The sequence below is a fragment of the Streptomyces sp. NPDC032822 genome (assembly GCF_055578825.1).
Genome location: NZ_JBVIOL010000023.1, coordinates 58033 through 69344 on the forward strand (window position 1 = coordinate 58033; position 11312 = coordinate 69344).

Annotated in this window: 11 protein-coding genes and 1 pseudogene; 6 read left to right on the plus strand and 6 right to left on the minus strand. The window is 71.3% G+C overall.

Features of this window, described 5'->3' with window-relative positions:
- Window positions 1–116: 116 nt before the first annotated feature.
- The 3 genes from ACZ5VD_RS38445 to ACZ5VD_RS38455 are packed head-to-tail and all read right to left on the minus strand — an operon-like array spanning window position 117 to window position 2683.
- Window positions 117–590, minus strand: a complete 474-nt coding sequence (locus ACZ5VD_RS38445) for a hypothetical protein (RefSeq protein ID WP_468553796.1) — start codon at window positions 588–590, stop codon at window positions 117–119.
- A 41-nt stretch (window positions 591–631) separates the two neighbouring features.
- Window positions 632–1576: a hypothetical protein gene (locus ACZ5VD_RS38450; protein ID WP_468685095.1), complete on the minus strand. Its 945-nt coding sequence runs from the start codon at window positions 1574–1576 to the stop codon at window positions 632–634.
- A 60-nt stretch (window positions 1577–1636) separates the two neighbouring features.
- Window positions 1637–2683 carry an ArsR/SmtB family transcription factor gene (locus ACZ5VD_RS38455; protein WP_468685097.1) on the minus strand — a complete coding sequence of 349 codons (1047 nt, stop codon included), beginning with the start codon at window positions 2681–2683 and terminating at the stop codon, window positions 1637–1639.
- Window positions 2684–2983: 300 nt separating this feature from the next.
- Between ACZ5VD_RS38455 and ACZ5VD_RS38460 the strand changes: the two genes are divergently transcribed.
- Both ACZ5VD_RS38460 and ACZ5VD_RS38465 read left to right on the plus strand, forming a co-directional pair.
- Complete coding sequence (locus ACZ5VD_RS38460) at window positions 2984–4543, plus strand: serine/threonine-protein kinase (RefSeq protein WP_468685099.1); 1560 nt, start codon at window positions 2984–2986, stop codon at window positions 4541–4543.
- A gap of 212 nt (window positions 4544–4755) precedes the next feature.
- On the plus strand, window positions 4756–5343 hold the full coding sequence (locus ACZ5VD_RS38465) for a dihydrofolate reductase family protein (protein WP_468553792.1): 588 nt from the start codon (window positions 4756–4758) through the stop codon (window positions 5341–5343).
- 21 nt (window positions 5344–5364) lie between these two features.
- Here ACZ5VD_RS38465 and ACZ5VD_RS38470 read toward each other — a convergent pair whose 3' ends face one another.
- Window positions 5365–6051, minus strand: coding sequence for a haloacid dehalogenase type II (locus ACZ5VD_RS38470; RefSeq protein WP_468685101.1), 687 nt, complete (start codon window positions 6049–6051; stop codon window positions 5365–5367).
- Window positions 6052–6447: 396 nt separating this feature from the next.
- On the opposite strand from ACZ5VD_RS38470, the gene ACZ5VD_RS38475 reads away from it, so the two are divergent.
- A complete protein-coding gene (locus ACZ5VD_RS38475) occupies window positions 6448–7800 on the plus strand; it encodes an MFS transporter (protein ID WP_468685102.1) in 1353 nt (450 codons plus the stop codon).
- Window positions 7801–8116: 316 nt separating this feature from the next.
- On the opposite strand, the gene ACZ5VD_RS38480 is transcribed toward ACZ5VD_RS38475, so the two are convergent.
- Together ACZ5VD_RS38480 and ACZ5VD_RS38485 are read right to left on the minus strand one after the other, a co-directional pair.
- Window positions 8117–9604, minus strand: coding sequence for a UDP-N-acetylmuramoyl-L-alanyl-D-glutamate--2,6-diaminopimelate ligase (locus ACZ5VD_RS38480; RefSeq protein ID WP_468553789.1), 1488 nt, complete (start codon window positions 9602–9604; stop codon window positions 8117–8119).
- A gap of 284 nt (window positions 9605–9888) precedes the next feature.
- The gene (locus ACZ5VD_RS38485; RefSeq protein WP_468685103.1) at window positions 9889–10041 is read right to left on the minus strand and encodes a hypothetical protein; all 153 of its coding nucleotides are present in this window, start codon (window positions 10039–10041) and stop codon (window positions 9889–9891) included.
- Between the two features lie 136 nt (window positions 10042–10177).
- Here ACZ5VD_RS38485 and ACZ5VD_RS38490 point away from each other — a divergent pair, with 136 nt between their 5' ends.
- The 3 genes and pseudogenes from ACZ5VD_RS38490 (at window position 10178) to ACZ5VD_RS38500 (ending at window position 11310) form a co-directional block, all read left to right on the plus strand.
- Entirely contained in the window at window positions 10178–10417 is a 240-nt protein-coding gene (locus ACZ5VD_RS38490) for a hypothetical protein (protein ID WP_468553787.1), read from the plus strand.
- Window positions 10417–10800, plus strand: coding sequence for a toxin Doc (locus ACZ5VD_RS38495; RefSeq protein WP_468553786.1), 384 nt, complete (start codon window positions 10417–10419; stop codon window positions 10798–10800). The genes ACZ5VD_RS38490 and ACZ5VD_RS38495 overlap by 1 nt, the downstream gene beginning before the upstream one ends.
- Window positions 10788–11310 (plus strand): annotated as a pseudogene (locus tag ACZ5VD_RS38500) (YciI family protein). The gene ACZ5VD_RS38495 and the pseudogene ACZ5VD_RS38500 overlap by 13 nt, the downstream one beginning before the upstream one ends.
- Window positions 11311–11312 lie beyond the last annotated feature (2 nt).

Here is an 11312-nt window from a genome sequence, read left to right on the forward strand (position 1 = left end):
GAACCCGGTCCGGCACCGATCCCCGTCGCCCCCGGCCGTCGCCTCCGGCCGGCAGCCGTCGACGCGTGCGGCCCGCCGCACGGATGTGGGGCGGGCCGGGCTCGTGAAGAGGGTGCTCAGGTCCAGCGGTTGGTGCAGCCGGAGGACCAGCGGTGGGAGCTGATGGCGTTGGAGGCGCGTGATCCGTCGCTGAAGACGTTGTCGCGCAGGTCGTCGACGTAGAGTTCGCCGCGCGCGAGACAGCCGGTTCCGCCGCCGTAGTTGGCGAGGTTGTAGAACTGGACGTTGTTGACGCCGCCGGAGTAGGTGCCGGTGTTCAGGATGGACCAGGCGAAGTTGTCGTCGGCGCCGGTGAAGGTGCCGGAACCGTCTCCCCAGTTCGCGTCGTTGCCCGCGGCCGTGCCGAGCAGGGTGGCGCAGTCCGTCAGGAGGTAGGCGCGCATGTTGCCGTCTTCCCGGTGCGCGTTGTACTGGGCGTCGCAGTTGGGCCCCTGGGCGCCGGCCGGGGCGGCCTCGGCCGTGGCCGGCAGCGCGGTGCCCAGGGCGATGGTCAGTCCGGCGGCGGCCAGGGCGGCCCGGATCTTTCGCATGGTCTCTCCCTCAGATGCGTGGTGATCTCTTTGTGGAACGGTCAGTTGGCGGCGGCGCGCATCCTGTCGGCCTCGGCGAGAGCGGCCAGCCGCATAGCTTCGCTGGTGCGGATCTCGTCGGAGTAGCGGCGGCGTACGGGATCGCCGTATTCCCGATCCAGCCGTTCCGCGGTCGCGGCCAGCGAGGACGTACGCGCGCAGGTGGCCTCCGCGAGGGCCAGCCGCACCTCGACGGCGTCGGCCCGGGTGTCGCTCAGCCCGGCGGTCCGTTTCGGCAGGTCGGTCTGTACGGCCTCCGGATCGGCGTAGGCATGTCCGGTCTCTCGGTCCATGCAGTGCGACCAGGCACGCAGCGCGTCGGTGAAGCGGCGGTCCTCGACGAGTCGTGGCGCGTACAGCGCCCGGAGGTTGGTGGCGACCTTGTCGGCACGGAAGAACGTCTCGACGTCGCCGTACAGCTTCTCTCTCGCCTCGGACTCGCAGCCGCCGACCGCCGTCCGGATGGAGCCGCCGGCCGGCAGGCGGACGGAGAGCACCGGCGTGTCCGGTCCGCCGCTCAGGGCGGTGAGGTAGCGAGCCCGTGCCGCCCGGGGCAGGCCGCCCCGGTAGGCGATGTTCGGGTCGCTCTTCTTCATGACGAAGAAGCTCCGCTGTATCGCTCCGCCGTACCCGTGCGCCCGCGCCCAGACGACGTCGGCGCGTACGAAGGGGTGCTCGAAGGCGCGCAGGTCCTCCGGAGCGAGCGGGGCGAGGACCCAGTAGGAGAATCCCCGCTTCTTCATGCAGGCCTTGACGAGTGTCTGTTCCGCCTGGTCGACGCGGCTCTGTTCGGCGGCGGTCAGCTCGCGCGTGGGTCCCGTGGGCGAGGGGCGGGCGGCCGGCGTCTCGTCGCCCGGCGCCGAGCCGTCCACCATCAGCAGGCCGAGGGCGGCGGCGCCGGCCAGTACGGCTGTCACGACGCCGACGACGGCGGCACGTCGGTGCACGGTGTTCCCCCCCCCAACCCGTCCGCGGCAAGCGGCTCTGCGTTGCCCCACAGGCTGTCGTCAGCGGCGCGGGACGGCCACACCCTGAAGGTGTGGCTTCAGGGTCGTGTCGAACGTCCTGGTCGGCGGGGCGGTCGTCGCGCACGCCAGCAGAGCGAGCCCCGCCGGCGTGATGGTGTGCAGCATGTTCTTGCTGCGCCGCACGCTCAGCAGCAGCCCGGCCTCACGGAGGACGGACGTGTGCTGGCTGACGGCGGGCCCGGAGATGCCCAGCCTCCCCGCCAGTTCACTCGTCGTACGGCCGGACACCACGGCTTCCAGTACGGCGGCGCGCGTCCGGCCGATGAGCGCGCCGAGCGGTTCGGCGGTTCCGGCCGGATCGGGCCCGCCGAGCCCGTGCTGAAGGGGATACGCGAGCACGGGCGTACGGGCACCGTCGACGAGGGTGACCGGCCTGCGGGCGCAGAAGAAGGAGGGCTGCAGCAACAGCCCGCGGCCGTCGAGACGCAGGGTGCGCTCGACCGGGTAGTCGGCTTCCAGGACGGGGGGCTGCCAGCGCAGCACGGGTCTGAAGCCCGCGAGAAGCCCTTCGGCACCTCCGTCCATCACCGCCCGCGCGCGCAGGGCACGGTCGGCGTCCACATGGGCCCGGATGTGCTCCCAGAACGGAGCCAGTGCGTGCTGGTGGTACGCGCGCAGAGCGGTGCCGAGTCCGCGCAGGGCCCAGGGCTCGCCGTCGGCCAGGGCGTGGACCTCGGCCGGCAGGGGGCGGCGAAGTCCCGCGGCCAGTCTGGACATGTCCGTCCGCAGCCAGGCGCGCGGGACGCTCAGCACGGTGTCGAGCGCGCTCTCCAGGTCGAAGGATCCGCGGAGGTCGGGGGTGAGGAAGTCGGGCGAGTATCCGCGCGGAGGTAACAGCACGGCGAGGGCCGCACAGGCCGGCGGCAGCGGTAATCGAGTCCGCCGTCTCCACGCGCGAACGGCCGGTACGCCATCACGCGCGGAGACGAGTGCCTGGAAACTGTTGGTGATCTCCCACAACGGGTCGGGGGCCGTCGCGACCCGGACCCGCGCGAGATCGTCACTGGTGAAATGCACCCGCAGCATGAGATCTCCGATGGTGGTCGGTCATCGGTCGAGCGTCACACTGACCGGCGCGCACAGGTGCGGACAAGGCGCCATTCGGTCGCATGGGGACCTGCTGGAGAAGTCGGCCCGGCCCCGGGCTGTCGTCCTGCGGCACGGCGCCGCAAGGGGACCGAACCATGACGTCAAACGCCTTTCTTCGCCCGGTAGTTGGCGGCACGTCACCGCGATGCCCTCCGCTATGCTCAGCCCCGTTCGAACAAACGACGACGGACCGAACGAGCGATGACCGGTGAGCGCCGAGGCCACCGGGAAGGAAACGTGAGCGAGCACGTGACATCCGGAAACGGCGATCACCAGGCGGCGACGCGTTCGGAACGCGGCTCGAATCCACTGATCGCCGGGCGATATCTCCTCCACGACGTCCTGGGCAGAGGCGGCATGGGCACCGTCTGGCGCGCCCACGACCAGCTGCTGGACCGACCGGTCGCCGCCAAGGAACTGCACCTGCACACCTACGGCGACGAGGAGCACCGCATACGGTTGCGCCGCGCCGTCCGCGAGGCGCGCGCGGTCGCCCGGGTACCGCATCCCCACGTGGTCGGCATCCACGACCTGGTCGAGTCCGAGGACCGGCTGTGGATCGTCATGGAACTCGTCGACGGCCCCTCGCTGGCCCACCGGATCGCCGAGACCGGACCGCTCGCCCCGCAGCACACCGCTGCCCTCGGTCTGCAACTGCTCGACGCGCTGGAAGCCGTGCACGCGGCCGGCACCCTGCACCGCGACGTCAAACCCGCCAACGTCCTGCTGCGCCGCGACGGCGGCGCCGTCCTCACCGACTTCGGCATCGCGGCCCTGGACGACGGCGAGTTCCTCACCGGCACCGGCCAACTGGTCGGCTCCCTGGAGTACATGGCGCCCGAGCGGGTGACGGGATCGGACAGCGGCCCGGCCTCCGACCTGTGGTCACTGGGCGCGACCCTCGCCACGGTCTGCAGCGGTCGGTCTCCCTTCCGAAGACCGGGAGCGCCCGCGACGCTGCACGCGGTGGCGTACGAGGAGCCCGCCCTGACGGAGCGGCTCGGCCCGCTGCGCCCGGTCGTCGAGGCGCTGCTGCGCAAACCCCCGGGCGAGCGCCCCTCGGTGGCCGTCGCCCGTTCCGCGCTGCGAGGTGTGGTGGCCGGGGAGACGTCCGCCGAGCCGCTGCCGTCGGCGACCGTGCGCGTACCGCAGCCGTCGGACCGGCTGGCCGACGCGGACACGGTGACCCAGGGGCACGGGCGGTTCGTTCCGGCCGGGGCGACCGGATCCACGGCGCACCACACCACGTCACTCAGGCCGGCGCCGCATCCGGCGTCCCGCCCGGCGGGGCCGAAGCGGGGGTGGTGGGCGCTGGCCGGCACGACGGTCCTGGCGGCCGGCGTCGTGGGCGGTCTCTTCCTCACCGGGACGCTGCCGCTCACCGAGGATCCCCGGACGACGACCACCAGCCAGGTCGTCGAGGCGGCGGACGGCTGGCAGTCCAGGCTCTCCGTCCAACAGGGAGACCGCGTCACCGTGCGGTTCGTATCGGGCCAGTGGACGGTCGACCACCGGAACCATCCCATGACCGGGCCGACCGGCTACGACGCGAGCACCGACCGGTCGCTGGAGGGAGCGAAGAACTGCAAGGTCCAGCCCGCGGCACCGTTCGGCACCCTGCTGGCACGCCTCGTGGGCGAGCAGGACTTCCCCGTCCGCTCCGTCGGGCGGAAGCTCACCTTCAGGGCGACCGGGAACGGCACCCTGCAACTCGGCATCAACGACGCCGGCGGGTCCTGCTCCCAGGACAACAAGGGCTCCCTCACCGTGCGGGTGAGCGTCACCCACCAGCCCTGACGGGCGGCGACCGCACGATGCCGCCCGGCGATCCACGCGTGCGCTCCTGCCCAGCACGGGAGGACGGTCCCTCGCGGCAGCTCCGTACAGAACCGGACCGGCCGCGTCACGAAGAAGGCGGTCCGGACGCCTCCAAGGGTGACCGATGAGTTCCGCGGCCATGATGGGTCCAGCTCCACGACACATCGAGATCCATCGGAAGGCAGCAGGTCATGTCCTCATCGGTGCTGTACATGTCGATGTCGCTGGACGGCTACATCGCGGGTCCCCACGACGAACCGGGCAACCCCGGCGGCGACGGCTTCGGCCGACTCCACGAATGGGTCCTCACCCCGGACGAGGAAGGCTTCCGGACGTCCGGGCCGGCCGGTGAGCTGATGGACGAAGTGAGCGCGACCGGCGCGGTCCTCGTCGGACGGCGGACCGCGGAGCAGGTCGATCACTGGGGCGGAGATCATCACCGTCGTGGTGTGCCGATCTTCGTGGTCAGCCACCGGCCACCGGGCCCCTCTGTCGCCGGCCGTCCGCTGGTGACGTACGTGACCGACGGGATCGGGAGCGCGATGGCACAGGCGAAGGCCGCGGCCGGCGACCGGGACGTGCTGGTGCACGGCGCGTACACGGCGCAGCGGGCGCTGGAGGCCGGGCTGCTGGACGAGGTGCAGATCCATCAGGTCCCGGTGCTGTTCGGCAGTGGCCGACGGCTGTTCGACGTGCTGCCCTCGCGGATCGAGCTGGAGATCGTCCGGGTGGTCGACACGCCGGAGGCCACCCATATCCGCTACCGCGTGGGCCGCTGAGCGCGCAGGCCGGAGGATCGTTCACTTGTCGAGTCGGTCGGCCAGTTCGGACAGGCCGTCGGCGTACAGGTCGAACCGGTCCGAGGAGGTGGGCGGGTCGCCGACGGGGCGGGCGACGTAGGCGGTGCGCAGGCCGAGAGCCTGGGCTCCACGTAGGTCCCAGGCGTGGGCGGCGACCATCAGCACGCGCTCCGGCGGTCGCCCGGAGACGGTGACGGCCAGCCGGTAGACCGCTGGGTCCGGCTTGTACGTCCGGGCGTCCTCGGCGGACAGGGCCTGGTGCCAGCGCAGTCCGGCGTGGGCGTTGAGTGCCAGCAGCGCCGTCCGGCTCGCGTTGGAGAGTCCGATCAGCGGGAACCGCTCGGCGATGCGAGCGAGCCCGGCGACGGTGTCGGACCACGGCGGCAGCCGCCGAGCCGACAGGGCCAGCGCCGCCCCGGCCCTCGGGTCGGCCACACCGGCGGCGTCCGCGACAAGCCGGGCGGCTTCCTGTTCGAGGACATCGTTGGTGACGTACGGCCGCACGCCGTCGACGATCCGACGCTGCTCACGTTCGATGTGCTCCTGCCACACCGACAGGAGCCGCTCGATCGCGGGATGGTCGAGCGACGGGGCGAGTTCGCGAAGGCCGGCACGGAGACCGGCGGGTTCGTCGACGAGCGTGCCGAGCACGTCGAACACGACGACATCGATCTCCAACTCCGGCATGGGCGAGGCCTCCTGGGCGAGACAAGGCGGAAGGGGCTGTCGTCCGAGCGTAGCGGGAGCGGTCACGGTCGCGGCCGGGCCCGTCGACTCCCGCCGCTCGGAGAAAATCCATCCCACGCGACGCCGGACAGCCCCTAGTGTTCAGGGGCAACGGTCCATCCACGAGGAGCTGGGACATGGTCGGTCGCCCGAGCACGCGTTGACGTCGTAGGCCGTGATCGGCCCGTCATCGCGTGCTGCCCTCGACGGTGCGGCACAGCGAGCCTTCTCCCGCCTGAACCGCCGGAGTGCCTTCCGGGCGCCCGGGATCGGCGGGCCTCCTCGTTCTGGGCAACTCAAGGGATCCCGGTGTCGTCCGCTTCCGCTTCCTCTGCCGAATCCGCTTCCGGTCGGCCTGTGCCGCCGAGACCGAACCTGTGGCGGGACGCCGACTTCCGTCGACTCTGGGTGGGCCAGACGGTCTCCCAACTCGGCGAGCACACCACTGTGGTGGTGCTTCCGCTCTTCGCCGTCCTGACGCTCGAAGCCGGTGCCGGGCAGCTGGGCGTCCTCCGGGCAGTGGGGCAGGCGCCGATCCTGCTGCTCTCGCTCTTCGTCGGCGCGTGGGTGGACCGATGGCGGACCCGCACGGTGATGGTGCTGACCGACATCGGCCGGGCCGTGGCGCTGGGTTCCGCCGCGGTGGCCGGGCTGTTCGGCTGGCTCGGTCTGCCCGCGCTGTTCGTGGTCGCCTTCACCGTCGGGGCCCTGTCCGTGTTCTTCGACGTGGCCTACCAGGCGTCTCTCGTACGGCTGGTGAGACGTGAGGAGTTGGTGCGGGGCAACAGTGCGCTCGAAGGCAGCCGGTCCGCCGCGCAGATCGGCGGTCCGGCCCTCGGCGGTGCGTTGGTGTCCCTGCTGTCGGCGCCGATCGCGGCCGCCACCGGCGCACTGTTCTTCGCGCTGTCGTTCCTGTCGATCCGCCGGATCCGCCGCCGCGAATCGATCCCGCCCATCCCGCCGCCCTCATCGACCCCGTCGATCCCGGAGCACCCGGAGCACTCGGAACGTTCGCCTCGGGTCTGGCGTCGGATCCAGGAGGGCCTCCGGTTCGTCGTCGGCGACACCTCGCTGCGGACCGTGTGCCTCGCCTCGGCCGCCTTCCAGTTCTCCTTCGCGGCCACCATGACCGTCTACCTGCTCTTCCTGCCCCGGGAACTGCACCTGTCCGGCACCGCTGTCGGACTGGCGCTCGCGGCGACCGGGCCGGGCGCTCTCCTGGGTTCGATGCTGGCCGCCCGGCTGCCGAACCGGTTCGGGTACGGCCCGGTGCTCGTGGCTGCGGCCGTGGTGGGTGACGGCGCGTTCCTGTGCGTGCCGGCGCTGCACGGTTCCTCCGCGCTGACCATTCCCGCGCTCGTGGCGATCAGCTTCGTGTTCGGGACCGGCGGCCAGTTGGTGAATGTCACGGTCATGGCGGTGCGACAGGCCCGCACTCCGGACGGGATGCAGGGCCGCGCGGCAGCGACGATCACGTTCGTCGGCATGGGGATGGCTCCGCTCGGCTCCCTACTCGGCGGCTTTCTCGCGAGGGAGTGGGGGTTGCGCACCAGCCTCCTGGTGACGGCCGCGGGCATGATGCTGTCCCCCACGCTGATGGTCCTGTCCCCGCTCGCCCGGCTCGGGCGCGCGCTTCCGCACCCCGCCCCTGACACGAGCCTCACCCCGGGCGCGCCACCAGCCCGCCGGGGTCGGCCGGGTCCTGGTTGAGGACGCGGACTCGGGAGAACCACCCCCGGAGCAGCTGCTGTTGAACGATACGGCGCGGCCTCTTCTCCGCCCTCGGGATCAGTACGCCGTCGTCCGGGACTCCAAGTAGTCCTCCAGGAAGGCGTACTTGGCCGCGCCGTCGACCGCCGGGGAGGGTGGTGAAGCGGTCGCCGGGACACGGCCGTTCAGGACGTCGTCGAAGTCGGTGCCGGTGGCCGGGGCGTCGGGCGCGTCGACCTTCGTGACGATCTCGTCGGCGGTCGGCGGTCGGCGCCCGCGGCCCGGCCGCCGGGGTGACGCCCCTGTCGGGTGCCCGCTATCCCCGGGTGAGTTCGAGGACGGTCGCCATGTCGCTGAACGGGATCAGTTCCTCGCCGACGATCTGGTGGGGTTCGCTACCTTTGCCGGCGATCAGGACGATGTCGTCCGGGGCCGCCGCGGAGAGCGCGAAGGCGACGGCCTGACGGCGGTCGGTGAACTGTTCGAACGGGGTGCCGGTGGCCACGATGCCCGGAACGATCTGGTCGAGAATGACCTGGGGGTCCTCGTTGCGGGGGTTGTCCGACGTGAGGACGCACAGGTCGGAGTGGGTTCCTGCGATCCTGCCCATGTCCGCACGCTTGGTGACGTCCCGGTCCCCGCCGCACCCGAAGACCGTGATGACCCGGCCCTTCACGAAGCCGCGGATCGTGGTCAGGACCTTGTCCAGGGAGTCCGGTGAGTGGGCGTAGTCCACGATCACCGACGTGCCGCTCGGCGTCCCGACCCGCTCGAACCGGCCGGGCACCGCGGGCATCCGGTCCAGGGCGGCGACCAGTCCGCCCAGGTCGTGGCCCAGCACATGGCAGGCCGCCACGGTGGCCAGCGCGTTGGCCACCGAGAAACGGCCCGGGATGGGGATCGCCGCCGGGAGCTTGCGCCCGTCGTGATGGAGCGTGAACCGGGTGCCGGAGGCGTCCACGCTGATGTCGGTGGCCCGGTAGTCCGCCTCGGCGTCCAGCGCGTACGTGGTCACCCGGTCCGGCATCATCGCCTGGATCGCGACTCCCACCGGGTCGTCGGCGTTGACCACCGCGTGCCGGCACAGGCCCTGGAACAGGCGCAGTTTGGCGTCCCGGTAGTTCGCCATCGTTCCGTGATCGTCCAGGTGATCCTGCGTCAGGTTGGTGAAGACACCGACATCGACGAACGTTCGGTCCATGCGGTGCGTCAGCAGTCCCATGGAAGTGGCCTCCAACACCACGCTGCCGACTCCGCGGTCGCGCATGCAGCCCAGCAGGTACTGCAGGTCCGGCGACTCCGGCGTGGTCAGGACGGACCTGGGCATCGGGATGAGCTCGTCGCCTATCCGGCTGCCGGCCGTCCCGATGACGCCTACCTTCGAGCCCTCGGAGATCCGCAGCACCGACTCGACCATGTACGAGATCGAGGTCTTGCCGTTGGTGCCGGTGATCGCCACCAGGTCCATCCCGCGCCCCGGCTCACCGAAGTAGCGGGAGGCGACGACCGCGGCGGTCGTCCGGGTGTCGGGTACGCGGACGACGCACACGCCGGGATCCGACGCCCACGCCGACACCGCGTCCGCCGGTGTCACGGCGTCGACGAGTATCGCCGTCGCGCCGCGGGCGAGAGCCGGGGCCATCGCGGCGGGACCGCCCTCGCGATGACCGGGAACGGCGATGAACAGCGACCCCGGCGTCACCCGGGCGACGTCGAAGGTGGTGCCCGTGGTGATCCACGTCCTCGCCGGGTCGCCCTGCAGAACGTGATGCTCCTGCCCCGCCAGCAACTCGCTCAGCTTCACGGTGATCCTTTCGAAGGTGGCTCGGCCTGTTGTACGGGCTTCGCCAGGCGACAGCCCCGGCGGTGCGCCGGAAGCTGCGGTGATGTCGTGGAGCGCCTGCCGCGGGCGCGTTCGATCAGAGCCGAGAGCCGGATGCGTGGCGGCTCACGGCGACGGCGCGAGTCCTGTGAGGTGTCTCGCGGGTCCTGCGAGGTGTCTGAGGAAACTGCCGGAACAACCGGAGCAACCGGAGCAACCGGACCGGGTCAGACCGGTGATCCGCCCGGGCAGGACATGAGGAATCGCTAGCCGTGGCCGTGCAGCGCAACGCGGCCGGTCGCGGGCGCGTCGATGTCGGCCGCCGTCGCCGGGCCGAACGGCACCGGTCCCAGGGCGGCCGGGCACATCACAGGGGCGGCCTGTTGCAGGCGCTCCCCCACGGCATGTGCACGACTCATACGCCGAGTGTACGTCCGCCCGAACAGCCCGAACACCGCTGCCGCACGCGGACGGCGAATGCCGTGCCGCGCCGCGTTCGCGGGGGACTTCCCCCGCTCTGGCGCGATCAGGTACCTGCTAGGTACCATGCCTGTCATGCCATCGTTGAATGTGACCTTTACGGACGAGGAGATGGAAGGCGTCCGTGCGGCAGCCGCCGCCGAGGGCAAGAGCCTCAAGCAGTACATGCACGACCTCGGCGTTCGCGAGATGCACCGCAAGCGGTTCGTCGCCGGTGCCGCCTCCTGGGCGGACAAACTGCGTGACGAGTTCGACGACGCCTTCCCCGACGAGGTGCCTCCGTCACAGCGTGACCGGGGAGCCACCGCCGCCTGATGAGCGAGATCCTCTACATCGACGTCTCCTGGCTCCTGGACGTCCAGGAGGCGGCGCTCGGAAACGGCGACGTCTCGGTCACCGACTACTCGGCGCTCGTGGCGGCCGTGGCCCGGCACCGGACGCGCATGCCGACCCTTGAGACGTCCAATCCCGATACCGCGTGGCGGGCGGCGGCGCTGCTGCACACCATCGTGCGCCTTGAGCCACTGCCGTATCGCAACAGCCTGTTCGCCGCGTTCGTCGCGGCCCAGTTCATGGCCCAGTCCGGGCAGGGAATCGATCCCCCGTACGGGGCGCTGTCGGATCTGATCAGGAAGGTCCGCGAGACCCGGCTGACGATCTACTCGGTGGCGGACGCCCTGCGCTCCTGGGAGATCTGACTCCGCGCCCGGAGCACGTCCCGGGCGAATTGGCGCTTTTCCCAATCGCCCGTGGGCCGACCTTCGGGAGTGACGGCGACACACCCACCGGCAGCGTGCACATCGTCGACCTGCCGGATCCCGCCGCTGCCCGGGCCGTTCGCCTTCGACGAGCCCAACTACCAGGCCGGTGTGTACCGGGACATGCTGCTGCGCCGGTGGCGCAACACGCTGGGGCGCGCCATGTGGGACTTCCCCAGCGGCGCGACCGGTGGCAGCAGGTACCTGGTGCTCGGCCACGGCGCGGGGCAGGCCGCAGACCTCGCGGTACCGGCCTGCGCGGACGAACTGATCGCCTACGGACCGCTGCTGTCCGACGACGGTACAGCTTGGCTGGGTACGGCGGCACTGGTCCGAGCGCCGGACCGTGACACAGCACTCGCGGTCCTGACCGCGGAGCGCTACGCCGCTGTCGAGGTCCACACCTGGCAGTTCGACGGACGGACGTCATCAACCGAGATGACCTCGTGAAC